Origin of the sequence: Mesorhizobium sp. dw_380, from assembly GCF_018588885.1 — a bacterium.
Taxonomy (GTDB): domain Bacteria; phylum Pseudomonadota; class Alphaproteobacteria; order Rhizobiales; family Rhizobiaceae; genus Mesorhizobium.
Genome location: NZ_JAFFIW010000014.1, coordinates 80880 through 106086, shown reverse-complemented (window position 1 = coordinate 106086; position 25207 = coordinate 80880). Strand labels below are relative to the sequence as shown.

Genomic DNA, 25207 nt, shown 5'->3' with positions numbered 1-25207 from the left:
GAGATCCTCCCTGTCAGCGATACGAATCGACCAGCTTGCGCTGGATCGGGAACCATGGCGCGTCCCATCGTTTCGAAATCAGGCCCCAGACGCCGGTGCGGGCGTAGAGCGCCACCAGCAGCGTCATCAGCCCGAGGACGACGAAATAGGTTGCGCCGTATTCACCGAACCAACGGTCGGCGATGAAAAAGATCAGAGACCCGATCAGAACGCCCTCGATGGACCCAATGCCGCCAACCATGACAATGAAGATCGCGACGTTCGCCCACATCGGATCAAAGGCCGAACCCGGAGTGATGCGCAGCTGCGCCATGAAATAGATCGCGCCCACAAGGCCGCAGCCGACTGCCGACGCGACGTAGATCAGGAAGCGCAGCCTCACGACGTTCACGCCCTGGCTGGCGGCCGCGACCGGATTGTCGCGCATAGCGATCAGCGCGAGGCCGAAGCGCGAGCGAAGCAGCCAATAGCTGCCACCCAGCGTGACGAGCAGCATCCCCGCGCAGAGCAGCGACATGGCGATGTTCCGTTCGAAGGCCGAATAGTCCTTCATCACGCGCAGCGACATGCCGGCGCCGGAATTGACGAGCGGCAGGTTCGAGGCGGTCAGCCGGAAAACCTCGGCCACCACCCATGTGCCGATCGAAAAATAGGGGCCGTCCAGGCGATGAAGCAGCAGGTAGATCGGCACGGCCAGCGCGGCCGGCACCAGGAGCGAAAGGAAGACCGCCACAAACGGATCGACGCCGTAAGTCTGCGCCAGCACGAAGAGCGCATAGCCGGCCGCGCCCATGAAGGCGTGCTGGCCCACCGAGACGAGGCCGGCATAGCCGGCGAGCAGGTTCCACATCTGCGCCACGGCGATATAGCAGCACAGCACCAGGACCGACCGGATCGTGCCGGTCGAAGCCCACAACGGCATGACAGCGACGCCGATCATCGCCAGCACCGCCAGGGCCATCGCGATGCGGCCCGATGGCGTCTGGCGCTGAACCAAGACCTCGGGCACCTCCGTTGCGGCATAGGGGATTGCACTCATGACAACGCCTTTCCGAACAGACCCTGCGGTCGACTCGCCAACACCGCCAGGAAGACGATATGTCCGGCGAGCACGCCGAAGCCCGGATCGATGCGGAAGCCTATGGCCTGCGAGATGCCGAGAACCATCGAGCCGACGAAGGCACCCCACACCGTGCCCATGCCGCCGATAATCACCGCTTCGAACGCGTAGATCAGTTGGGCGGGTCCATCGGCCGGCGCAACGGTCGAGCGCAGCGCCTGGAAGACGGCCGCAAAGCCGAGGATGCCGACCGCAGCCGCCGTCGCCATCGCATAGACGGCGCGCGGGTTGATGCCGGTCATCGCCGCCGCCTCGACATCGGCCGACGCGGCGCGGAGCGCCCGGCCGAAGCGCGTGCGTTTCAGCGTCAGGTCGAGGCACCATGTCAGCCCCGTGGCGACGGCCAGCACGATCAGCGGCAGCAGGCCGACATAGATGCCGCCGATCTCGAGGGACTGGCTCTCGATCCCATGGCCGGGCAACGATCGGCTGTTCGCGGACCATATCTGGAGCATCAGGTTCTGCAGCGCGATCGACAGCCCGAAGGTCGCGATCAGCGAGGGCAGCGGGTCGCTGCCCACCACCCGGTTCAGCACGGCCTTCTGCAGCACCCAGCCCATCAGCACCGCCAGCGGCACCAGCACGACCAGCACCGGCAGCGGTCCCAGACCCCAGGCCGTGGCGATCGAGATGCCGATCAGCGACAAAAGGATCACCAGATCGCCATGGCTGATGTTGACGATCCGCATGACCCCGAACATCAGCGCCATGCCGAGCGCATACTGGGCATACATGCCGCCCAGCAGGATTCCCTGCACCAAGGCGTCAAACCACTGCATGGCCCGCTCCAAAATAGGCTTTGCCGATCTGCTCGCGCGTGATTTCGGCGGACCTGCCGGTCAGGGTCACGCGGCCCTCCAGCATGCAGTAAAGGCGGTCCGAGGCGGAGCGGGCGAGGCCGACATCCTGCTCGACCACGATCATCGCGGTGCCGGTGGCACGTATCTCGGGCAAGGCGGCATAGATCTCGCGGATCACCTTGGGCGCAAGACCGAGGCTGATCTCGTCGCAAAGCAGCACGCGCGGCTGGCAGAGCAGTGCGCGGCCGATTGCCACCATCTGCTGCTGGCCGCCCGAGAGGCTTTGCACCGGCGCGCGGGCCTTTTCCTTGAGGATCGGGAACAGCCGGTGCAGCCGCGGCAGCGTCCATCCACCCTTGGCGCCCATGCGCGCGGCCTGGTCGATGGCGACACGCAGATTGTCCTCGACCGACATACCGGTGAAGAGGCGGCGGCCCTCCGGCACGATAGCGACGCCCTTCTGCACCATGCGGTCGGTAGCGGTGCCGCCAACAGGCTCGCCGTGCAGCAGCACCATCTCGCGCCCGACCGGGAGCAGGCCCATGATCGAACGCAGGAGGGTGGATTTTCCTGCGCCGTTGGCGCCGATCAGAGCCACGGCCTCACCCTGGTGCAGCTCGATGTCGACGCCGTAGAGTGCCTGGAAGTCGCCATAGCGGGCCACGAGCCCGTGGGTGGAAAGAACGGCCGTCATGCTTCGATTCCCATGTAGACGCGCTGGACCTCGGGCAGCGCAATCACTTCGGCGGGCACGCCTTCCGCGATCTTTTCACCGAAGTTCAGCACCAACAGCCGGTCGGCCACCGCGAGCAGCGCGTGCAGCACATGCTCGATCCACACGATGGTGATGCCGCGATCGCGAATGCGGCGCACCAGCGCCACCAGCGCCTTCGATTCATCGTCGGTCAGCCCGCCCGCGATCTCGTCCAGAAGCAGCAGCTTCGGATCCGATGCCAGCGCGCGCGCCAGTTCCAACCGTTTGCGGTCGAGCAGTGTCAGGGCGCCCGCCGAGACATTGGCTTTGTCGGAGAGCTCGCAATCGCGCAGGACCTGGGCGCAGAACGCATAGCTTTGCTTCTCCGTGCGGCCGCCGCCGAACGCGGCGGCGACCAGCAGGTTTTCGAAGGTTGTCATGCCGGAATAGGGACGCGGGATCTGGTAGGTCCTCCCGATCCCCATCTTGCAGCGCCGGAAAGGCGGTTCGCCGCGGAGCACTGTGTCGCCGAGCTGGATCTCGCCGCCGGACGCCTTCAAATCGCCGCTGATCATGTTGAACAGCGTCGTTTTGCCCGCTCCGTTCGGGCCGAGGATGCCCAGCACCTCGCCCCGATGCACGTCGAAACTCACCTCATGCAGGACGCGGACGGCGCCGAAGGACTTCGACACGCTATGCGCTTTCAGCAGGACTTCTCTATCCATGGCTCTGCCCGCGTCCCCGCTCATGTCACCAGGCGATCGGCTTGATCGCCTGTTGGGGCGCGAAGAGCTGATTGACCGTGTTGTCGACGATCCTCAGGTCATAGGGCCATTTCTCGCCTTTCACCCACTGACCGCCGAAGATCGGCGTCTTGCAGATATTCTTGTGGGTAGAGCCGTCGAACTTGATGTGCCCGACCAGCGTCTGCAGATCGGTAGCGACCAGAGCATCACGGTTGGCAGCACGGTCGAGCGGATTGGAAGAGCGCTTCAGGACGTCGAGGGCAACCTCGAGCAGGGCGTGCGAATAGCCCAGTGGCTGTGTCCACTGGCGTTTCGTATCGGCTTCCCATTGGCTGGCGATGTCGTTGCTGACCTGTCCGGTCAGCGACGACTTGAACGGGAAGGCCGGCGTCCACCAGACCTCCGAGGACATGCCGTTGCCAAGAGGACCCATCGCCTCGACACCGCCCGGGAACAAGAGGGCCGCCGCCACCGTGATCGCCTTCGGCTTGAAGCCCTGCTGGTTGCACTGGGTGACGAACGTCTTCAAATCGTCTGGATAGGTGATGCCGCCGATGATCTCGCAGCCCTGCTTCTTGAACTCGGCGATCTGCGCGGAGAAATCATTGGTGCGCGGCTGGAAGTAGCCGGGCACCACGACCTCGTAGCCGGCCTTGCGGGTCGGCGCCGGCAGGCCGTATTCGTCGTTGCCCCAGGTCTCGCCGTCGATGTTCTGGGGAAACAGCATCCCGACCTTCTTGTTGGTCTCCAGATGGTTCCACAGTCCGACGAAGGTGTTCAGTGCCTCGTCGAGACCCCAGAAGAAATGATAGGTCCAGTCGAAGGTCTGCTTGCCGCCGCCGCGCGGCATGATCACCGCCTGCCAGGGAGCGCCCGAGGAAATACAGGGTGTCTCATAGAGCTCGGACTGCTCGGCGGCCGGCAGGATCGTGTCGGTGGTCGAGGCCGGAACGAGCAGATGCACCTCGTCGTTCAGGATGAGGTTGCCGGCGATTTCGGATGCCTTATTCGGATTGGACTGGCTGTCGCGATCGAGGATCTCGATCTCGTAAGTATTGCCGTTGGCGCATTGCAGCTGGCCGCCAAGCAGAGCGCGGATCTTCTGCAAGGTGTAGCCATCGGTTTCGCCAAAGAGGGCGAGCGGTCCGGTCGTCGGGCTGAGATAGCCGAGCTTGATCTTCCCCGCGGTCGCGGCGCGCACATAGGCCGGCATGCCCAGCGTGCTGGCGGCAAGGCCGGCTCCAATCCCCTTGAGCACGCTTCGGCGGCTGGGCCGCAATCCCGATTTCACCAGTCTGTTGTAATAGGTCACCGTCGTTTCCTCCCTTGGTTAAGTCTCTCCGGCCCGCCCTCTCAACGGGAACCGGCCACAGTTCAAAACGTGTTCAGGTCATCCGCAGCAACGAACCGCCATCGATGACGATCAGCGAGCCCGTGACGTAGGACGAGGCAGGCGAGGCCAGATAAAGCGCCAGACCCTTGATCTCTTCAGGGTCGCCGATCCGGCCGAGCAGCGACTGGGCCTCGAAGGCCTTGCGGTCCGCCGGATTGCGCAGCCGGCCGCCGGCGATGTTGGTGATGAACGGTCCGGGCAAGATGGCGTTGATGCGGATGTTATAGGCGCCGAGTTCCATCGCCATGTGGCGAACGAGATGGTTCACCGCGGCCTTGGCGGGCATGTAGGGCGTGCCCACGATGCTCTCGTTGATCAGCGAGGCGATGGACGACGTGACGATGATCTGGCCGCCGCCATTCGGCTTCATGTGCCGGACGGCATGTTTGATCGTGGTGTAGACCGAGGTCAGGTTGATCTCGATCACCTTGTCCCAGTGCTCGTCGGGCAGGTTCTCGATGGCGCCCTCGGGATTCCTTTCGCCGGTCGGGGTGTTGAAGCCAGGTCCGGCGTCGATCCCGGCATTGGCGAACACGACGTCGATCGAGCCCGCCTTCTCGGCCACCTTGTCGAAAGCTTCGGCCATGGCCGCACGGTCGCCAACGTCGACAATCTGGCCCCAGACATCGCCACCCGTCGCCCTGATCGCCGCCACGGTCTTCTCCAGCCCCGCGGGGTTCAGGTCGAAGATGCAGACCTTCGCCCCATGCTCGGCCATGATCTCGGCATAGGCCTGCCCGATGCCGCTTGCGCCGCCGGTGACGATCACCGACTTGCCTGCGACATCGAACATTTTCTCAAGTGCGGCCATCAGTTTCCTCCCGTTCGGCGCCTGATGCGCAGGGTCACTTGGTCTTCTTTCGCGAAAGCACGAAATCGAACTCCACGTCGTAGAACGGGGCCGCAACCTCGACCTTGGCAGCGGCCTCAGCGTCCTCGACCTTGCGAAATTCGGCGAGCAGGCTCTTCTTCACGCCGAAGACGGCGTCTGAATCGATGTACGGGTCGTCCGGATCGAAGATGTGCGTGGTCAGCGCGTCGAAGCCCTCGGCCTCGACGATATAGTGGAGATGCGCCGGGCGATTGGGGTGACGCCCCAGCGCGCCCAGCAGCTTGCCGACCGGGCCGTCATCTGGGATCGGGTAGTATTTGGGCTTCACGCCGCGGAACCAGTAGTGCCCGTCCGCGCCGGTGCGGAAGACGCCGCGCAGGTTGAAGTCGGGCTGGATGCCCTTCTGCTGCACGTCGTAGAAGCCCTCGTCGTTGGCCTGCCAGACGTCTATCTTGGCGCCTGCGATCGGATTGCCTTCTGTGTCGAGGATGCGGCCATGCACGAACATCGGCTCGCCCTTCTGGTCGAGGCAGATGTTCGAGCCCATCGGCAGTTCGGGCGCATCGGCGACGTGGAAGGGCCCCAACACCGTGGATTCCGAGGCGCCCGACGGCTTGCGATTGTTGATCGCATCGACCAGCATCGAGACGCCCAGGACATCCGACAGCAGGATGTACTCTTGCCGCCACTCGTTGCAGATCTGGCCCGTCTCCGTCAGGAACATGATCGCACCGAACCATTCCTCCTGTGTCGGCTCGATCTCCTTCACCGCCTCGTGCAGCTTGCGGGTGATGACCTCCATCAACTGGCCGAGCCGCTCGTCCTTGGCGTTCCTGTTCCGCGCCACGACGATCTCGGCCGAGTTCGCTTCGGTGAAATAGCCGGATTCGTGTTCGTCGATCATGGGATCCTCCTCAGCGCGCCAGAACGGATTTGAAGACCCGGCGCAGTTCGGCGAGAGGATCGGCCGCCAACCTCTCGGAGCGCCAGGCAACGTGGTGGTCGGGACGAACGATCAGGCAGCCGGCGTCGCGGATCTCCCGCGCGCCGGCCCAATCGCCGGCATGATCCTCGATCGCGCGGCGCGGGCCGATCACATGGCTGCGGATCGGCAGACCGAACTCGGCGGCAACCGTCTCCGCCGCGGCGACCCACGCCTCGCCGCCAATGCCGGTCAACATCGTGAACTCGCCATGCCCGCAAAGATCGAGCGTCGAGACCTTCCTGCCCGTGCGCTCGAAGACCCAGACATGCGGCAAGCGCGCGCCCGGCCAGGTCGTCGGCGCATAGTGCAACTCGCGATCCTTCTCGAAAGCCGGCTCGCACTGGCCGTCGGTCACCACCGCCCCCGACGCATAACGCTGGTTCATCTCGACGCCATGGGCGTCGAATTCGTACTTCTTGAAGGCGATGGCCTTGCGGAGCGCCCCGCGCTGCGCTTCGGCCGCGGGCGTCGCATCGGCGCGAGCCTCCATGTTCCTGTGGATCTTGTCGTGGTCCACGCCGCCATCCATGCCGAGCGCCTCAAAGATCGGGCCGAATTCGGCGATGGACCGGTTCGCGCGCGTCACGATCTGGCGCGCGATCGGTGCGCGCTCGGCCGAGTAGCTGTCCAGAAGCCCGATGCCTGCCTGCGCCTTGACGACTTTGGCAAGCTTCCAGGCGAGATTGAACCCGTCCTGGATCGAGGTGTTCGAGCCGAGCCCGTTCGAGGGCGGATGCCGGTGCGCGGCGTCGCCCATGATGAACACCCGCCCCTTCTGCATGTGCGTCGCGAAGCAGTTGTTCACGGTCCATGTGTTGGCGCCCAGGAGCTCGATCTCGAGCGCGGGATCTCCGACCAGCTGACGCGCGACGCTGGTGGCCAATTCCGGCGTCACGTCCGGCGGCGGCTGGTTGATGTCATAGCCCCAGACGATCAGCCACTCGTCCCACGGCCGCACCATGCGAACGAGACCCATGCCGATGCCGCCGACGTCGGCGCCGGGCTGCATGACCCAGTAGAGGACGCTCGGCCGGTGGGCGACAAACCTCGATAGATCGGCCCGGAACAGGATGTTCATCGACCCGCCGACGCCCATCTTGCCCTCGAGCGGCAGGCCCAGATGCTCGGCCACCAGCGAATTGCCGCCGTCGGCGCCGACCATGAACTTCGACCGCACGGTGAAATCCTTGCCCGTCAGCCGATCGCGGCAGGTCGTGGTCACGCCGTCCGCATCCTGGACATGGCTGACATATTCCGTGCTCATGCGTGCCTGCGTGCCGCGGGCACAGGCCGACTTGAACAGGATCGGCTCCATGAAGGTCTGGGGCAGATCATTCATGAAGCAGGGAGACGACAGGAGGTGTTCGGCCTTGGAGAGCGGGCCAGTGCCCCAGCTCTTCATGCGGCCGATCTCCTCGCCCGCCAGGCTTTCGCAGAACACGTTCTCGCCCATCAGTTCCTGCGGCGAGGCGTGCATCATGGCCTCGGCCTCGATCTCCGGCCCAAGGTCGCGCAGCACTTCCATCGTGCGCTGGTTGGTGATGTGGGCACGCGGCGTGTTCGACAACCAGCGATAGCGATTGACGATCATATTGGCCACGCCGTAGCTGGATAGCAGCGCCGCCGTGGCCGAGCCGGCTGGGCCCGTGCCGACGATCAGCACGTCGGTTTCGATATCCGCCATCAAATTCCTCCCTCGATCTTCGGACCGGTCAGCCTGCGGCGGACCGGAAACAGGTGCAGGCCACTGCGGGACGCGATCAGCCCCCACAGCCCCTTTGGCGCAAAAAGCATCACGACGACGGCGATGAGGCCGAGCGTCATCAGGTACCAGCTGCCGCAGTCCGCCAGCGCCGAACGCAGCGCAAAGAAGACCAGCACACCGAGGATCGGCCCCTCGATGGTGCCGATGCCGCCGATGACGACAATGAAGATGACGTTGGCGATCCAGTCGGTGACGGCAAAGGCCGCACCCGGCGAGATACGGGCCGTCTGCAGGAAGATCAGCGCGCCGGTCAGCCCGGTGGCGGCCGCGGCAATCAGAAAGACCGCCCATCTGAGCCGACCGGTATCGACACCCACCGATTGCGCCGCGTCGACATTGTCGCGCACCGCCGCCAGCGCCAGCCCGAGGCGACTGCGCAGCAGCCAATAGACGCCACCCGTCACAGCCACCACCAACGCCAAAGCCAGCCAATAGGCCAGCACGTCGCGTGCCGCGGCCTCACGGACGCCGAACAGCGCCCGGATCGCATCGGTGCCCATGATGCTGCTCGTCGCCTCGCGCGGCAGCGAGGTACCGGTGCCCCCACCGAGCGCCTTCCACTGCGCGACCAGCAGGCGCGTTACTTCAGCGATTACCCAGGTGCCGACGGCGAAATAGGCGCCCTGCAAGCGGAATGCGAAGAAGGCCGTCGGAACCGCCAGCACCAGAGCCGCAAGGCCGCCCAGCGGGATCGCCAGGACCGGGTTCCAGTCGAGCAGGATCACGCCGGCGAACATCGCATAGGCGCCGATGCCGACGAAGGCCTGCTGGCCCACCGAGACCAGGCCGCCATAGCCCGCCAGCAGGTTCCATATCTGCGCCAGCGTCAGCATGGTGAGGATGAAGAAAAGATCCTGCATGACGCCACGCGAGGCCAGGGCGGGCAGCGCGAGCGCGACGACGATAAAGACGGGCACGGTGATCGCGGTCACGGTTCCGGCGCGGGTGCGGGTTGTCAGTCGATACATGCCGCCCCTCAATCCACTGCGCGCGGAAAAAGCCCGCGCGGCTTGAGCAGCATCACGGTCAGGAAGGCGATGTGGCCGGCCAGGATCTGCCATTCCGGATTCAGCGCCGCACCAAACGTCTGTGCCACGCCGATGATGATCCCGCCGGCCAGGGTTCCCCATAGGCTGCCGAGTCCGCCGATGATCACCGCCTCGAAGGCATAGATCAGCCGCGCCGGCCCGATCGAAGGGTCGAAGTTCGCTCGCATGCCGAGATAGAGGGCCGCCAGCGTCACCACGACCATCGCGATCCCGGTGGCGACCGCGAAGATCCGCTTCGGTTCTATCCCCATCAGCCCCGCCGTCACGGCGTCGTCCGAGGTGGCGCGGAAGGCACGGCCGAGGGCCGTGTGGTAAAAGAGCCCGTTCAGGGCAATGATCGTCACGATCGCCGACGCAAAGGTCATCAACGGCATGATCCCCACCGTGACCAGCCCGAGATCGAGCGATGCCCCCTCCAATGCGCCCGCCGGGATGCGGCGGCTGTCGGCGGAGAAGAGCTCGAGCAGCCCGTTCTGCAGGGCGACCGACAGGCCGAACGTGACCAGAAGCGGCGGCAGGATGTCCTTGCCCAGCACGCGGTTCAAGACAGCGGCCTGCAACAGCCACCCGAGCGCGAACATCACCGGCATGGCGACCAGCGCGGCGATCCAGGGCGACAGACCGAGCAGCGTGACACCCATCAACACCAGATAGGCGGCAAGAATGATGAGGTCGCCATGGGCGAGATTCACCAGCCGCATGATGCCGAAGACGAGGCTCAATCCCGCTGCGAACAGGGCATAGAGCCCGCCCAGCAGGGCTCCCTGCACGAGGGTGTCCAGCCAGATCATCGCCGCGCCACCCCGTTCAGGCCACGAGAGCGCTGCGCGAGCAAACGAAGGAGCCTCGGTTCCCTTGTCATGCCGCCACTCCAAAATAGGCGGAATGGATTTCATCGCGCGTGACCTCGGCCGCCTTGGCGACCAGCGTGACGCGACCCTCCATCATGCAGTAGACGCGGTCTGCCACCGCCAGCGCCTTACCGATATCCTGCTCCACCACCACGATCGCGGCGCCGCCTTCGCGGATCCTGGGAAGCGCGGCGTAGATATCGCGGATAACGACAGGCGCGAGGCCGAGGCTGATCTCGTCGCAGAGCAGCAATTCGGGGTTCGACATCAGCGCCCGGCCGATCGCCACCATCTGCTGCTGGCCGCCCGAGAGCGTGGTGGCGGGGTTCTTGCGCCGCTCGCGCAGGATCGGGAAAAGGTCATAGACCGCGTTGAGGCTCCACGGCCCGGGCACCTTGCGCGCCTGCCCGCCGACCAGCAGATTTTCCTCGACAGTCAGCGAGGGGAACAGCCGGCGTCCTTCCGGCACCATGGCGATGCCGCGCTTCACGATCTCGGCCGAAGACAGCCCGCCAATCGGCTCGCCCCTGTGCAGCACCATGCGGGGCTCGTTGCCGATCACGCCCGTGATCGAACGCATCAGGGTGGTTTTTCCGGCGCCATTGGCGCCGATGATCGCCAGGCATTCGCCCGCGGCGACGGTGATATCCACACCGAACAGCGCCCGGAACTGGCCGTAATTCGCGGTGAGGTGGCGCGTTTCCAGCATCAGACCTCGAGCCCCAGATAGATGTCGCGAACCTCCTTCGAGGCCATGATCTCATTCGGCGCACCGATCCCGATCACGCGGCCGAAATCCAGCACGAGAAGCCGCTCGACCACCGACGTCAGGGCATGCAGCACATGCTCGATCCAGATGATGGTGGTTCCCCTCGCATGGATGGCTCTGATCGTCGCGACCAGGGCCTTGCATTCGCCCTCCGTCAGGCCGCCCGCGATCTCGTCCAGAAGCAGAAGCTCGGGGCCCGTAGCCAGGGCGCGGGCGAGTTCCAGGCGCTTGCGATCGAGAAGGCTCAGCGAGCCGGCCACGACGTTGGCCTTCCTGAGAAGCTCTGTCTCCTCGAGGATGCGCGCGCAATCGTCGACCATCTCGGCCTCGCGCCCGACCCGGCCGAAGGCGGCGGCGGTCAGGAGATTTTCGAACACGGTCAGCCCCTCGAAAGGCTGCGGAATCTGGAAGCTGCGGCCGACGCCCATGCGCACCCGCTCCATCGGCGGAGCGCGGGTCACGTCGCGGCCGAGGAAGTTGATGCGACCCTCATCGGCGAACAAATTGCCGGTGATCAGGTTGAAGAGCGTCGACTTCCCAGCCCCATTCGGACCGATGATGCCCAACGCCTCGCCGCGCGGCACCGTGACGGTCACGCCGTCCGTAACCTTCAGGGCGCCGAACGACTTCGAGACGTTTTCCAGCCTGAGCATCATTGCTGCCATTCTTGGGCCACCATCCTTGGATTGCGACGAACGACGACGGCGGCATCAGCCGCCCTCGGCAGCGTCAGACCAGGGCTTCCATCTTGCCGGCGGTGGGAATCCCGGAGGCAGCAGCGTTTTCGACGATCACCAGATCGAAACCGCCGCCGGCCCTCTTCCGCCACTGCCCGCCAACGAGCGGCGTCTTGCAAACATTCTTTGCGGCGAAAGGCGGCAGTCCCGCACCGCTCCAGGCCACCTTGCCGACCACGGTCGTCATGTCGGTGGCCGCTATGGCCGCCGCGATCGCCTCGGCACTGGTCGGATCCGAAACGCGGCCCATGACATTCGCCGCCACCTCGAACAGCGAATGGACAAAACCGATCGGCTGGGTCCAGGGACGCCCGGTCTTGGCGGTGAAATCCGCCGCGAGTTCCGCCGAGCTCTCGCCCGTCACGGACGATTTGAACGGGTGCGAGGCCGACCACCAGACTTCGGACGAGAGGTTGTGGCCGGCATCGCCGAGCGTCTCGACCGATTGCGGGAAGAGGATTGCCTTGGCCACCGTCACCGCCTTGGGCTTGAAACCCTGCTGGCGGGCCTGGTTCCAGAAGGTGGTGAAGTCGGGCGGAATGACCACACCGGTGACGATCTCGGCATTGGCCGCCTTGAAGGCGTTGACCTGCGCGGTGAAATCATCCGAGAGATTCTGATAGCGACCGGGATCGGCAAGACCGAAGCCGGCGGCATCGAGGCCCGGCTTCAACCCATTTTTCGGATCGCCCCAGGCATTGCCGTCGGCATCGTTCGGGAACAGTCCGCCCACCTTGCCATTGGTGGAAAGCTGCTTCCACATGCCGGTGTAGACAGTGATGATGTCTTCGAGACCCCAGAAATAGTGATAGGCGAAGTTGAAGGGCTTCCACGACGACGGATCGGCCGGATTGCCCTGCTGGCCGATGAACCAGGGCTGCCACGGCGCCATCGTCGAGATGACCGGCACGCCCTCCGCCTCGCAGGTTGTAGCCACCGGATTGGTGTTCTCGGGCGTGGAGCCGACGAGCATCAGGTTGATCTCGTCGTCGACGATCAGGCTCTTGGCCACCTCCGCCGCGCGATTGGGGTTCGACTGGCTGTCCTTGACGATGACCTCGAAGTTCTTGCCAGCCTCGGAAGCGAGGAAGGTCTTGATGTTGTAGGCATCGCTCTCCGCGAAGCCGGCGAGCGGCCCCGTCTGCGGCGAAACATAGCCCAGGCGGATCTTGGCGCCTTGTGCGATGGCCGGCGTCGCCAGGCGCGAACCGGCGAGCGCCAGGCTTGTCGCCGCCGAGGCCTTCAGTAGGTTCCGTCTTGTGATCATGGTGGTTCCTCCCTCTTGTTTTTGTTCTCAGTCCCCCGGACGGCGTCCCTCCCACGCCGCCTGAAGGAGTTCCCTTATGGATCCCGGATCGATTGGCCTCGGATTCGCATAGGCATTCTTCACCGCGATCGCCGCCGCGCGGTCGAGATCAGCCTCCTCGATGCCGATCGCCTTCAGGCTCAGCGGAGAGCCGACCGACTGTGCGAAATCCCAGAGCCCGCCGCCCGCCGAGCCACCACCGAATGCTTCGGCGATCGGGCGCAGCAGATCGGGCACCGCCGCTTCGTTGAAGGCGGTCGTGTACGGCAGCAGGATGGCGTGGGTTTCGGCGTGCGGCGTGTCGAACGAGCCGCCGAAGACATGCGCCAGCTTGTGATGCAGCGCCATCGAGACATAGCCGAGCGCGGTCGAGCAGCACCACGCCGCATAGAGCGCCTGCGTCCGCGCCGTGCGATCCTGCGGATCGCCGATCAGCCTTGGAATGCCGTCCCGGAAGGCAACCATGGCATCCCTGCACATGAGCACGACCACCGGATTGCGATCGGGAGCATAGAAGGCCTCCATCGCATGAGCGATCGCGTTCATCGCCGAGGTGACGGTGAGGCTTACCGGCAGGCTCAGCGTCAGATCGATGTCATAGATCACCGTCTCGGGGCGGATGTCCGGCGAGCGGCGGGTGGTCTTCTCACCGGCCGCCGTCTCGCCGAGGATGTCGGTCATTTCCGAGCCGGCATAGGTGGTGGGAATAACCACCTGGTCGGCGCCCGTGCGCACCGCAATTGCCTTGCCGAGCCCAGTGGTCGAGCCGCCGCCGAGGCTGACGACCGCCGAAGCGCCGCTGCCGCGGAAGGCATCGACGGCCTTTTCCGTAGTCTCGACGGGGGTATGCATGACCGCGCCGGCAAAGATCCCGGCGGCGAGGCCGCCAAGGTTTGCGGCCAGTCTCTCCGCATCGCCCTTCTGGTGCGGCGTCGACAGCACCATCACCTTGTCGTGGCCGAGCCGCCGGACTTCCTCCTCGACGCGAGCCATGGTGCCGGCACCGAAGACCACCCGTGTCGTCAGGCCCGGAAAGGTGAAGCTGTCCATCATCGCGCTGCCTCCATGCGCGGGCCACGCCCGGCCGCGAGGTCGTCGAGGATCGTGCCCAGCATTACGATCTCGGCGTCCGAGACCTCATGGCCCCGGCCCGGGAACAGGTCGGCCCGCAGGCTCGCGCCAACGCGGCCCAGCGATTGCGCGGCATCGGCAAACGCCGAGACCGGAATCCAGGGATCGGCATCGCCACCGGAAAGATAGATCGGCATTCGGGCCGGCACGGCCTCGGACCTTTCGTCGGCCGGAACACCGACACGACAGCCCGTGAAGGCCGCCAAGGCGTCCGGCGGCGGCAGCCCCGCGCAGAGATATTCGATCGAGAGACACGCCCCTTGCGAGAAGCCCGCGAGGAGAAGCGGCAGTCCGGGCAGTTCCGCCCGCGCCGCGGCCACTGCGGCCGCAAGGTGATCGAGCGCGTCGGAAAGCTGCGCGCGGGCGACCGGTGTCAACGGGTCGACGGCACGCGCCTCCCACCACATGCCGAGCGGCGCGCGCGGCAGGATGAAGGCCACGGCGGAAGCGGAAAGCCGCGACAGCACGTGGGACTGCATCTCTTCGGGCGATTGGCCGCGGCCGTGGACGAAGACGCAAATCGCCTTCGCCTCCGGGCCCCTTGGCCCAAGCCGGAGCGGACCGCTGCCCGAACTCATGCGAAATCCGCCTGCTCCAGGCCGGCCTGCAATTCGCTCTCGCGATCCTTGAACCACGGCGGGAAGACCAGCGTCTTGCCGATCTGGCCCGGGGGCTCGTCCTTGGCCCAGCCTTCCGGCGTCGTCCAGGCAATTTCGAACAGTGCGCCTCCGGGCGAGCGGACATAGCAGGACTTGAAGTAGTTGCGGTCCTTCTGCTCCGATATGTCCGTGAAGCCGAGGCCCTCGATGTGAGCGCGCAGTTTCAACTGGTTCTCTTCGTCGCCGGTGTTGAGAGCGAGGTGGTGGATCGTGCCGCCCGCGAGCGTCCAGGTGCCCTGCGGGCTATCGCGGTCGACAATGACCTCCACGCGCTGCGCGACGCCGGTCGCGTCGGGCACGCGGAACACGAGCCCCTCATGGTTGTCGGCCTCTTTCTCCAACGGCAAGGCGATGGTCAGAAAGTCGTCCATGGCGGTGCGGTCCATTACCGCCACCACGGCACCGTAGATTCCCTTGATGCCTTGGGCCTTGCCGATGCCCTGTGCCTCGTTGGTGATGGGCGCGCGCGGATCGCTGTCGCTTTCGACCAGCTCGTGCGGGATGCCACAGGGATGTGCGAAAGCCGCACGGTCGGCGCCAAAGCGTGTGATCTTGGTGGCCGCGATGCCACGCGCGTTCAACCGGTCCACCCAGAAATCCGCGGCGCCCTTGGGGATCGACTGCATGATGGTGCGCGACTGGTTGGTCCCGCGGCGGCCATAGATGCCTGGCTTGCGGAACGGAAATGTGGTGATGATCGTCGAGGCATCGCCGTTGGGCGAGCCGTAATAGAGGTGATAGACAGGGATGACGCCGTCGAACAAAACGGTGCGCTTCACCGAATGCAGGCCCAGTGCCTTGGTATAGAAATCAAAGTCTTCCTGAGCGCTGTCGGTCGACAACGTCAAATGATGGTAGCCGCTGACACGCGCCATCGTTTCATCTCCTCCCAGAGGTTGCGGTTTCGCCCCGCCGCCGCGGGCAGAGCACGAGGGTGAGGTCGAGCGCGTACTTCCGCTTTCCTCCATTGGGCGGCAGCGCGCGGAACTCGGCCATGAGTTCGGGCTTGACCCCGAAAATGGCATCCCGACCGATCGCGGGATCCGACCGGTCGAAGATGTGGGTCGTCAGCGTTTCGAAGCCTTCCGCCGAGACGCGGAAATGGATGTGGGCCGGCCGCTCGAGGCCCAGGCCAAGCGCTGACATCAATTGACCGACCGGTCCGTCCGACGGTAGCGCATAGCCCTTCGGCTTTACCGTCGTGAAGCGGAACTGGCCCTGCGGATCGGTCCGGAACCGTCCGCGCAGGTTGAACTCTGGCTGCTTGTCCGGTTCCTGGTTCTCATAGAGACCCTCGGCATTGGCTTGCCATATCTCGACCACCGCATCGCCGACCCCCCCGCCGTCAAGCGCAATGATCCGGCCCGCAACCTCCAGCGGCTCGCCCTTGTGATCGCGCGAGATATTCGCGCCAAGCGGCATCTCCGGCATATCGGCGCGGTAGAAGGGGCCGGCCAGGGTGTTTGGGGTCGCGCCGGCAGGGCGTGGGCTGTTTTGATCCTCAATGAGCGAAGACACGCCCAGGACATCGGCGAACAGCACCCACTCCTGGCGCCGCGCATCGGCGTAGTGGCCAATCTCGGTCAGAAAATCGATCGCCTGCCGGAATTCCTCGCCGGAGGGTCGCAACTCTACGGTCAGCGCGTGCAAACCATCCACGGCTGCCTGTGCCGCCGCCGCCAGACGGGACTGGCCGATTGCGGTCAGACGCCGCGAGAATTCCTCGGCCTGCGTCGAGATCGCGTTGGGAACTTCATCCCTCTTCGGGTCGTGCTGGCCGTGCATTCCGCCGGGGCCTCCCTTCCCCTTGCCAAGCGGGATAGCACGGCCCGACGCAATGCTTGATGAGATGTGACGTCCCTTGTATAGCGTTTTGTTATGAAGCTGAACGAGCGCCACCTCATGCAGCTCGCCGCGGTGCTGGATGCTGGCGGCGTGTCGGAAGGAGCGGCCATGCTGGGCCTGACCCAGCCGGCAGTCAGCCGATCGCTGGCCATGCTGGAGGCGCGGGTGGGTGAGCCGCTCTTCCTCAAGGGCCGCCGGCCGCTGCAGGCGACACCGCTCGGCTTCCAGCTGGCGGCGCAGGGCCGTACGATCATCACGGCGTCGCGCAAGGCGTCGGATGCGGTGCAGGGTTTCATGAAAGGCACGAAGGGTGTCGTCCGCGTCGGCGGCGTGCCTTTCTTCATGGATGCGATGATCAGCCGGATGATCGGAGAATTCCAGAAGCTCGAGCCCGAGGTCACCGTTCAGCAAAGCTATATGAACCTGCCCGAGATGGTCGCGGCGCTGGAGAGCAACCAGATCGATCTCGGGATCGTGCCGATCGGCGTGCTCGACCTTGGACCCGGCTTCGAATTCACCGAAATCCTGCCCGGACGCAATGTCGTGGCATGCCGGCCCGACCATCCTCTGCTGCGAAATCGCCGCCTCAGGGCGCATGACCTGACCAGCTTTCCCTGGGTGGCTCCCCTGCCCGGCTCTCCGCTGATGTCGGACCTGCAGATGATCCTGATGAGCATCGGCATGTCGGACCTCAACGTTCGCTATTCGGGAGGCTCGCTGATGAGCGTGATCAACTTCCTCGCCGAAACCGATGCGCTGGCCGTGCTGCCGTTCTCCGTGGTCTTCGCGCAGCGCAAGGAGAACAGGGTGACGGTGCTCCCCTATGAAATCCCGCAGCCCAGCCGCTCGCTCGGCATCCTGCGCCGGGTTAACGGGCCACGCTCGCCAGCGGCAGAGCGCTTCGCGGGCCACGTCACCACCGCCTTCGAAAACCTGAAGCACATCATCAAACGGCATGAGAATGCCGTAGTCTGGGGGCGGTGAGTAATCGGCCCGTCCCGTCGCCTCCAAGGCGCCCCGGGCGAGTTCCCGACGCCCTGGGGCCCTATAGTTGAGACGCGCCGCCATCCACCGGTAATTCGGCGCCCGTCGTGAAGGTCGCGTCGAACCCCAGGAAAGCAACTGCGTGCGCGATCTCGTCAGGATCGCCGAACCTTTTCATGGGATTGTTCTCCCGCATGGCGCCCCGCGCTTTGTCTGCCGCCTCTTTCCCCAGAGCCTTGTCGAGAATGGTCGTCGCGATTGGGCCTGGACTAACCGCATTCACCCTATAGCGATCACAACCTTGTCCTTGAAGCGTGGCATCATTCTTCTCGCAAACAGTGGGTAATCCCCCGACAACGGTCGACGACTATGAACGTTCCGGGAGAAGCTGAGTTGGCAGCCGACGGGGTCCAGGCTGATCTTCGACCTCGAACAGTTGAAGTTTGCCGAAGCGTGAATCGGCGGCGGTACTCGTCCGAGGAGATAGGCGCGTTGTTCGCAATTCCTATCCCCCAGCAGGTTCGAATCCCTCGGCCCGTCGGAGGGAACTCGACGTTCGCTTTTGTGCTTCGAAAGTCGCGCAAGCACTGTGGCACTTGCTCCCCAGACCTGATCTTGTATCGGGGTAGCCAGGCTGCCATCTGTTCTGTGACAATCTGCTTCACACCGCATTTGCTATGGCCCTCCTACAACGACTTGCAAAGAGCCACGATTTTCGAAGCGGCTCATAGCCCATAGGTGAGATCCTGGCTGGTCAGGGGAAAACATGGACATCCGACCTTTCAATATTCATGTCGATGAGCGTTTACTTGCCGATCTGAAGCAACGTCTCGAGAGCATTCGCTGGCCGCGGTCCCTTGACGCCGAAAGTTGGGACGACGGCGCCGGCCTCGCCTTCATGCAGCGCCTGGTGGGGTATTGGCGGTCGCAATTTGACTGGAGGGCGCAGGAGGCGCGTCTCAATCGACTCCCGCAATTCCGGGCGGAGATCGACGGCTTGTCGATTCATTTCGTTCACCAGCGCGGAATCGGGCCGGACCCCTTGCCGCTGATCATGACCCATGGCTGGCCCGGTTCTTTCATCGAAATGGAGAAGATCATCCCGCTGCTGACTGATCCAGGAACATTTGGGGCTGATCCTGACGATGCATTCCACCTCATTGTGCCGTCTCTGCCCGGCTATGGGTTTTCGCAAGCGCCGGATCGGCAAGGCTTCTCCTCGTCACGTATTGCCGAGTTGTGGCTCCAACTCATGGACGGCCTTGGCTATCCACGCTTCGGCGCTCAAGGCGGCGATATCGGTGCCGGGGTTTCGACCTGGCTGGCGCATCGTCATCCGGAATCCATCGTCGGATTTCACCTCAACTACATTTCAGGTGGCTATCGGCCACCGCTCGGCGAGGGGTTAGCGCCGGTCACCGCGGAAGAGCAGGCATTCCTTGACACTGCGGCCGCATGGGCCGCCGTCGAGGGCGCCTATGCGCACATGCAGGGAACGAAGCCGCAAACCTTGGCCTACACCCTGAACGATTCCCCGGTTGGCCTCGCCGCGTGGATCGCCGAGAAATTCCGCGCCTGGAGCGACTGCGGCGGGGATGTCGAGCAGGTTTTCAGCCTTGACGCGCTGCTGACCGACATTTCGCTCTACTGGTTTTCAGGAACGGTTGACGCCTCGATTCGAATATACAAGGAGAACCGTCTCCAGCCGCTTCACTTCAAACCTGGCGAACGCGTGCGGCCACCGCTCGGCGTTGCTGTTTTCCCGTATGAGCTGCCGATGCCGCCGCGCTCCTGGGTCGAGCGCTGCCACAACGTTGTTCGCTGGACAGAAATGCCTCGGGGCGGCCACTTCGCCGCGATGGAACAGCCCGAGTTGTTAGCGGAGGACATTCGCGCGTTCTTCAGGCCCCTGAGATGCTAGACGCGCCTGGGATCGCGCCGACTCACATGTAAACTGCTTCGAATTACGCGCGAGCCGCTCGAAATAGCGGAACCTGCGAACTGTTGGTCGGGATGAGAAAGTCGAATGGATATCAAGGGGATAGATCTCAATCTGTTAGTCTCTCTCGATGTGCTTTTGGAAGAGAGGAATGTCACTCGGGCTGCACGTCGGCTCCATTTGAGCCAGCCAGCGCTATCCGCTCAACTCAATCGCCTGCGCCATACATTTCAAGATCCCCTGTTGATTCCGGCCGACCTCGGGCGGGGAATGACGCCGACTGCCCTGGCGCTTGAACTTGTCGCTCCTCTCCACGCGGCCCTCCGGGATTTAGAGGTCGTCATCAAGCGCAGGCCCAACTTTGATCCAATGCGAGACATTCGCGACTTTCAGGTCGTGACGACCGACAACGGCATGGTCGTGGTCGGTCTGCCTTTACTGCGCCGACTGCAGAGTGAAGCGGGTCCCGGAGTTAGGCTCGCCTTCCAATTGCTCGATGCGGCGGGCGTCGTGGGAAAGATAGATCGGGGCGAGGTCGATCTACTGATTGCCCCGCCTAGTATGACCCCGCCAGCGCTAAAGACCCGCCATCTATACGACGAAGGCTATTCGATGGTTCAGCGTAAGGGTCATCCACGCGGCAACTTGCCGCCGAGCCTCGATGAATACTGCTCGCTCGATCACATCCTTGTATCCCTCGATGGCGGAGGATTCGCGGGGCGTGTCGATGGAGAACTCGCCAAGATGGGTCGAGGCCGGCGGATAGCGTTATCAGTGCCAAACTTTACTTTGGTGGCGCTTATTCTCAGGGCCACCAATTTCGTTTGCACGATGCCGACGCAGTTTGTTCGCACCCTAGGCGATGGCGCCGAGATCTGCGAGCTTCCTTTGCCCGTCCCACCTTTTGCCATGCGGATGGCTTGGCACATGCGCCATGACCGAGACCCCGCCCATCTTTGGCTCCGCCACCAGGTTCTTGTGGCGGCCGGATATTCAGATCCGAAAGGTTGAGCCCAGGTCCTGGAAATCCGATCTGTCGTCTGATCATGGCTCCCTGCAATCGATCCACCGGTACTATACGTCGCATAACGACATTCAATTTTATTGAGAAGAGATCGCGAGCTATCTCATCGCGAGCGGGAAGACATCGTCCCGAAGGTTGCGAGAGGACCAAGCTATGCGCATGACCCAGAAGCTCATTCTATCCGCAGTTGCGGCGACCATCCTGTCGCTTGCCGGCCCGGAAAACGCCGTTACGCAGGAACGAGATCTGCATCCGGTCACCGCGAGTGCTGCAGCCGACATCCCGGCCGGCTTTCAGTCCCGATTCGCCGATGGCATTGGCATCCATTACGTGATTGGCGGTAAGGGACCGCCGATTTTGTTGATCCATGGATGGCCAGAAGATTGGAGAGAGTGGCGCAAAGTCATGTCTCTCCTGGCAGCCAAGCACACGATTATCGCCGTCGATTTACCCGGATTCGGCGAGTCGCAAGTCGCTGCATCGGGCTATGACAAGAAGACACTCGCCGAGGATTTATTTCGGTTTATGGCGAGCCTCAAATATCAGCGCGCGACCATCGTAGGGCATGACTGGGGCGGGCCCATCGCCTACGCCTACGCGGCGATCCATCGCGAGGCGGTCGACAAGCTTGTCATCGTGGAAGGCGCGCCCGACGGTCCATGGACAGCGAAACAGTCCCTTCCTTTTCTTCACAATCCACTGTGGTTCTTTGGCTTCTTCGAGATTCCCGATTTTGCTGAGAGGGTCCTGGCGGGACACGAGAGGGAATTCCTAGACTGGTTCTACCGCAATAAACAATTTCACGTGGTTCCAGGTGGATTCTCCGAGGCCGATATCGCCTATTACGAAGGAGTCTACGCGCAGCCCGGCCGGCTCGCGGCAAGCCTTCAGGTCTACCGCACGATCGATCGCGATATCGCTGACAACATCGAGTTTTCACGCAAGCCACTATCGATCCCCGTGCTCGCGGTTGGCGCAAGCTACGGTCTAGGCCGGGCAGTGGCCGCAAGCATGGGCCAAGTGGCGGCCAATGTGAGCGCCGTTCTGATGCAGGACACAGGGCACTTCATCCCTGAAGAGAGACCCGAAGCCCTATCCGAACTGATCGACGCGTTCCTGAGTGGGCGCACCGTGCTCCAGGATTGGCGGCCGAATTAGTCAAAGCGGCGACCATAAAGTTAGTCAGCAGGGCTGAACTTCGGCGAGCAATACGCAGACCTGGGTCGCGGTCTTGGATTGCGGCGCCTCTTGATAGCTGCGTCGGCATTTAAGCGGCGCAGGCCGCAAGAGCGCCGGCCGCATGGGGCGGCTATGGCGACGAAAGGATCAGACCGTAAGAGCCCGCGAGCAGTCGGGCCGACCAACAACTATCAGCTACGCTCACTCGAGAACGGTTCTCCGCGATAGCCAACGCTCACCGCCATTCTTCCGACCGACTGTGTCATTCGAATTCACCACCACAGGCCGGGCCCTGGCTGCTCGGCGCAGCCTGCCTATGCACGAAGAAACCGAAGCAAATCGTCATCAAACATTCCCTACTCGAAGGAATAGGTGAAGCCCTCCTTGGAGGCACCGACGGTTACCTTTGTCATTTTTTCGCCCTCGAGCGAGCGGTTGAGCACGCCGCGGCTTAATTCCGGCAGCAACGTATTGGTCAGGATGGCATCGATCATCCGCCCGCCGGATTCGATCTCGGTGCAGCGGGCCTTGACCAGATCCATGACACCGTCGCCGATCACCAGCTCGGCATCGTTGGTTGCGCGCAGGCGGCGGGCGATCTTGGCGAACTGGTGACGGGTGATCGCTTCGATCATTGAATCCGAGAGCGGATAGTAAGGAATGGTCACCACCCGGCCGAGAAAGGCCGCAGGGAAGACCTTCAGCAGCGGGCTGCGCAAGGCAGTGTCCAGATCGTCGAGCCCGGCCTGTATCGTGCCGTTCCTGGTGCGATCCATGATGACCTCCGAGCCAACATTCGAGGTGAGCAGGATCAATGTGTTCTTGAAATCGATCCGCCGGCCCTCGCTGTCGTCCATCATCCCCTTGTCGAAGACCTGGAAAAAGATCTCGTGCACGTCCGGATGCGCCTTCTCGACTTCGTCGAGCAGGATCACCGAATAGGGTTTGCGGCGAACCGCCTCAGTCAGGATGCCGCCCTTGCCGTAGCCGACATATCCCGGCGGAGCGCCCTTCAAGGTAGAGACCGTATGCGCCTCCTGGAACTCCGACATGTTGATCGAGATCAGGTTCTGTTCGCCGCCATAGAGCGTCTCGGCCAAGGCCAAAGCGGTTTCGGTCTTGCCGACGCCCGAAGGGCCGCAAAGCAGGAACACGCCTACCGGCTTTTCCGGCGCGCCGAGACCGGCGCGGCTGGTCTGCACGCGCCTGGCGATCATCTCCATGGCGTGATCCTGGCCGACCACGCGTTCGGACAGGGTTGCGGCGAGCCGCAGCGCCTTTTCGGTCTGGCTCGACAGCATCCGTCCCGTCGGAATACCCGTCCAGTCCTGAACCACGGCAGCCACGGCGTTGCGGTCGACCGACGGCAGGATCAGTGGCGTCTCGCCTTGGGCTTCGGCCAGTTCGGCCATCAGTTCGCGCAGCCGGGCAAGATCAGCGGCCGGATCGGGTGAAGGGGCGGCAGCCGCCAGCGTCTCCGCGTCGGCCTTGGCTGTTTTGGTCTCAGGCATTTCGGTCTTGGATGTTTGGGACTTGGGCGGCTGAATTTCCACTGCGTCCGCGCCTGCCGTTTCGGCATTGGTCTCCGGCGTCTCGACCGCATCGAGCGGCACGCCTTCGCCGCGCAGCCTGGCGCGCAATTCGAGAATGTCGGCAACGAGGGCCTTTTCGCGATCCCAACGTTGCTGCGCTGTGGCCAGCGCGACCTCGCTTTCGGCTAACCCAGTCTCGACCCGAGCCTGCCGGTCAGTCACGTCGATGCCGATCGCCGCCTCGCGACCGATGATGCCGCGCTCGACCTCCAGTGCCTGGCGGCGGCGCATGATGTCTTCGACCTCGGCTGGCGTGGCGTGCTGCGATATGGCGACACGCGCGCAAGCGGTGTCGAGAAGGCTCACCGCCTTGTCCGGCAGTTGCCGTGCCGGAATGTAGCGATGCGACAGGCCGACCGCCGCTTCGATCGCCTCATCGAGTATCTGTACCTTGTGGTGCTGCTCCAGAACGCCGGCCACACCGCGCAACATGAGAACGGCCACCGCCTCCGACGGCTCGTCGATCTTTACCACCTGGAAACGGCGGGTCAGCGCCGGGTCCTTTTCGATGTGCTGTTTGTATTCGGCCCAGGTCGTTGCCGCGATCGTGCGGAGTTCGCCGCGCGCCAGCGCCGGTTTCAGGAGGTTGGCGGCATCACCGGTTCCCGCCGCACCGCCAGCGCCGATCAGGGTGTGGGCTTCGTCGATGAACAGGATGACCGGCGTTTCGGACGATTGAACCTCATCGATGACAGCCTTCAGCCGTTTTTCAAACTCACCCTTTACGCTTGCCCCCGCCTGCATCAATCCGACATCGAGCATGCGCACGCTGACGTTCTGCAGGGTGGGCGGCACGTCGCCCTCGGCGATACGCAAGGCGAAGCCCTCGACGACCGCGGTCTTGCCGACCCCGGCTTCTCCGGTCAGGATCGGATTGTTTTGCCGACGTCGCATCAGGATATCGACGATCTGCCTGATCTCCGGATCACGGCCAACGACCGGATCGATCTTGCCGTCGCGGGCACGCTGGGTCAGGTCGGTGGCGTATTTTGCCAGCGCCGAATCCCCGCCCAGAGCCCGCTTCGGCGCTTCGGCTGTGGGAACCGTGATGGCTGCGCCGGCTTCGAGCGAACCTTCCATGACGTCGGCGAACCGCGCGATGACCGCTTCGGCGTCGATCTTGTCAAACTCGCCGCTGATCTTCGACAGCAGACCCTCCAGCACCGGCGTCTTCAGGCAAGCAAGGAGAATATGTGCGCTGCGGACTTCCTCGACGCCGAACTCAAGCGTTGCCAGATTCCAGGCTTCCTGGATGGCGTGGAAGATATGGTCGGAAAATTCCTCGATCGACGTGGCGCCATAAGGCAGCTTGTCCACCGCGCGGGTCATATCGGCTGTAAACCGGCTCGCATCCACGCCCGCATCGGCGATTATCATTTGCACATCCGAGCGGTCGGAAAGCACCAGTTGCTCAATGAAGTGGACGAGTTCGACGTAGGGATTGCCGCGCAATTTGGCGGCGTCGGCGGCAGCCTTGAAGGCGCGCAAACCCACAGGATTGAGCTTGCCGACCAGTTCCTTGCGTTTGAAGGTCTGCGATGACCGGCGCTGTTCCATCGAACGTGCTCCTGCAATCTGCCAGTCGATAACCTGCCACATAAGCCGTCACTTGACAAAGCGGGTGACGGACCGATGTCTCGCTGCCCGGTTCAGCCGGCTCCTTCCGTTTGTGGAAGGTTCCGCGGCACGGGCTGCAAACAACCACGGAATTGGTGGCCCTGCGCGGTGCATTTCGCATATGCGTTCGGCGATCACGCCACGGATTTCGGCACTCAGGCGGAGGTTGCGTTTAGCTTCTGTTAATTTT

The 25207-nt window shown here is 63.7% G+C and carries 23 protein-coding genes; 4 read left to right on the top strand and 19 right to left on the bottom strand.

Annotated elements, in window-relative coordinates:
* Positions 1 to 13: 13 nt before the first annotated feature.
* From JT360_RS16380 to JT360_RS16300, 17 genes are all read right to left on the bottom strand, one after another.
* On the bottom strand, positions 14 to 1039 hold the full coding sequence (locus JT360_RS16380) for a branched-chain amino acid ABC transporter permease (protein ID WP_214472687.1): 1026 nt from the start codon (positions 1037 to 1039) through the stop codon (positions 14 to 16).
* On the bottom strand, positions 1036 to 1899 hold the full coding sequence (locus JT360_RS16375) for a branched-chain amino acid ABC transporter permease (RefSeq protein WP_214472686.1): 864 nt from the start codon (positions 1897 to 1899) through the stop codon (positions 1036 to 1038). Before JT360_RS16375 ends, JT360_RS16380 begins: the two co-directional genes overlap by 4 nt.
* Positions 1886 to 2614 (bottom strand): ABC transporter ATP-binding protein, encoded by a 729-nt coding sequence (locus tag JT360_RS16370; RefSeq protein ID WP_214472685.1) that lies wholly within the window; start codon positions 2612 to 2614, stop codon positions 1886 to 1888. The genes JT360_RS16375 and JT360_RS16370 overlap by 14 nt, the downstream gene beginning before the upstream one ends.
* On the bottom strand, positions 2611 to 3339 hold the full coding sequence (locus JT360_RS16365) for an ABC transporter ATP-binding protein (protein WP_214472684.1): 729 nt from the start codon (positions 3337 to 3339) through the stop codon (positions 2611 to 2613). The genes JT360_RS16370 and JT360_RS16365 overlap by 4 nt, the downstream gene beginning before the upstream one ends.
* Positions 3340 to 3364: 25 nt before the next feature.
* Positions 3365 to 4672 (bottom strand): ABC transporter substrate-binding protein, encoded by a 1308-nt coding sequence (locus JT360_RS16360; RefSeq protein WP_214472683.1) that lies wholly within the window; start codon positions 4670 to 4672, stop codon positions 3365 to 3367.
* 73 nt (positions 4673 to 4745) lie between these two features.
* Positions 4746 to 5564, bottom strand: a complete 819-nt coding sequence (locus JT360_RS16355; protein ID WP_214472682.1) for an SDR family NAD(P)-dependent oxidoreductase — start codon at positions 5562 to 5564, stop codon at positions 4746 to 4748.
* A gap of 34 nt (positions 5565 to 5598) precedes the next feature.
* Positions 5599 to 6489, bottom strand: a complete 891-nt coding sequence (locus JT360_RS16350; RefSeq protein WP_214472681.1) for an intradiol ring-cleavage dioxygenase — start codon at positions 6487 to 6489, stop codon at positions 5599 to 5601.
* 10 nt (positions 6490 to 6499) lie between these two features.
* Positions 6500 to 8254: an FAD-dependent oxidoreductase gene (locus JT360_RS16345; RefSeq protein ID WP_214472680.1), complete on the bottom strand. Its 1755-nt coding sequence runs from the start codon at positions 8252 to 8254 to the stop codon at positions 6500 to 6502.
* Positions 8254 to 9303, bottom strand: a complete 1050-nt coding sequence (locus tag JT360_RS16340) for a branched-chain amino acid ABC transporter permease (protein WP_214472679.1) — start codon at positions 9301 to 9303, stop codon at positions 8254 to 8256. Before JT360_RS16340 ends, JT360_RS16345 begins: the two co-directional genes overlap by 1 nt.
* A gap of 8 nt (positions 9304 to 9311) precedes the next feature.
* Positions 9312 to 10175 carry a branched-chain amino acid ABC transporter permease gene (locus tag JT360_RS16335; protein ID WP_214472678.1) on the bottom strand — a complete coding sequence of 288 codons (864 nt, stop codon included), beginning with the start codon at positions 10173 to 10175 and terminating at the stop codon, positions 9312 to 9314.
* A gap of 67 nt (positions 10176 to 10242) precedes the next feature.
* A complete protein-coding gene (locus JT360_RS16330) occupies positions 10243 to 10944 on the bottom strand; it encodes an ABC transporter ATP-binding protein (RefSeq protein WP_214472677.1) in 702 nt (233 codons plus the stop codon).
* The gene (locus JT360_RS16325; RefSeq protein WP_214472722.1) at positions 10944 to 11660 is read right to left on the bottom strand and encodes an ABC transporter ATP-binding protein; all 717 of its coding nucleotides are present in this window, start codon (positions 11658 to 11660) and stop codon (positions 10944 to 10946) included. The genes JT360_RS16330 and JT360_RS16325 overlap by 1 nt, the downstream gene beginning before the upstream one ends.
* Positions 11661 to 11733: 73 nt before the next feature.
* Positions 11734 to 13008, bottom strand: a complete 1275-nt coding sequence (locus JT360_RS16320; RefSeq protein ID WP_214472676.1) for an ABC transporter substrate-binding protein — start codon at positions 13006 to 13008, stop codon at positions 11734 to 11736.
* A 27-nt stretch (positions 13009 to 13035) separates the two neighbouring features.
* Positions 13036 to 14100 (bottom strand): maleylacetate reductase, encoded by a 1065-nt coding sequence (locus JT360_RS16315; protein ID WP_214472675.1) that lies wholly within the window; start codon positions 14098 to 14100, stop codon positions 13036 to 13038.
* The gene (locus tag JT360_RS16310; RefSeq protein WP_214472674.1) at positions 14097 to 14756 is read right to left on the bottom strand and encodes an alpha/beta hydrolase; all 660 of its coding nucleotides are present in this window, start codon (positions 14754 to 14756) and stop codon (positions 14097 to 14099) included. The genes JT360_RS16315 and JT360_RS16310 overlap by 4 nt, the downstream gene beginning before the upstream one ends.
* Positions 14753 to 15712, bottom strand: coding sequence for a VOC family protein (locus JT360_RS16305; RefSeq protein WP_214472673.1), 960 nt, complete (start codon positions 15710 to 15712; stop codon positions 14753 to 14755). The genes JT360_RS16310 and JT360_RS16305 overlap by 4 nt, the downstream gene beginning before the upstream one ends.
* A gap of 4 nt (positions 15713 to 15716) precedes the next feature.
* Positions 15717 to 16622 carry a dioxygenase family protein gene (locus JT360_RS16300; RefSeq protein WP_214472672.1) on the bottom strand — a complete coding sequence of 302 codons (906 nt, stop codon included), beginning with the start codon at positions 16620 to 16622 and terminating at the stop codon, positions 15717 to 15719.
* Between the two features lie 93 nt (positions 16623 to 16715).
* Between JT360_RS16300 and JT360_RS16295 the strand changes: the two genes are divergently transcribed.
* Positions 16716 to 17666 (top strand): LysR family transcriptional regulator, encoded by a 951-nt coding sequence (locus JT360_RS16295; RefSeq protein WP_214472671.1) that lies wholly within the window; start codon positions 16716 to 16718, stop codon positions 17664 to 17666.
* A 61-nt stretch (positions 17667 to 17727) separates the two neighbouring features.
* On the opposite strand, the gene JT360_RS16290 is transcribed toward JT360_RS16295, so the two are convergent.
* Positions 17728 to 17949: an SDR family oxidoreductase gene (locus JT360_RS16290; RefSeq protein WP_214472670.1), complete on the bottom strand. Its 222-nt coding sequence runs from the start codon at positions 17947 to 17949 to the stop codon at positions 17728 to 17730.
* Between the two features lie 483 nt (positions 17950 to 18432).
* Between JT360_RS16290 and JT360_RS16285 the strand changes: the two genes are divergently transcribed.
* The 3 genes from JT360_RS16285 to JT360_RS16275 all read left to right on the top strand — a co-directional run bounded on the left by JT360_RS16285 (position 18433) and on the right by JT360_RS16275 (position 21787).
* Positions 18433 to 19587, top strand: a complete 1155-nt coding sequence (locus JT360_RS16285; RefSeq protein WP_214472669.1) for an epoxide hydrolase family protein — start codon at positions 18433 to 18435, stop codon at positions 19585 to 19587.
* 105 nt (positions 19588 to 19692) lie between these two features.
* The gene (locus tag JT360_RS16280; RefSeq protein WP_214472668.1) at positions 19693 to 20616 is read left to right on the top strand and encodes a LysR family transcriptional regulator; all 924 of its coding nucleotides are present in this window, start codon (positions 19693 to 19695) and stop codon (positions 20614 to 20616) included.
* Between the two features lie 172 nt (positions 20617 to 20788).
* Entirely contained in the window at positions 20789 to 21787 is a 999-nt protein-coding gene (locus JT360_RS16275) for an alpha/beta fold hydrolase (RefSeq protein ID WP_214472667.1), read from the top strand.
* 377 nt (positions 21788 to 22164) lie between these two features.
* Here JT360_RS16275 and tssH read toward each other — a convergent pair whose 3' ends face one another.
* Positions 22165 to 24957, bottom strand: a complete 2793-nt coding sequence (tssH, locus tag JT360_RS16270; RefSeq protein WP_214472666.1) for a type VI secretion system ATPase TssH — start codon at positions 24955 to 24957, stop codon at positions 22165 to 22167.
* Positions 24958 to 25207: the final 250 nt, after the last annotated feature.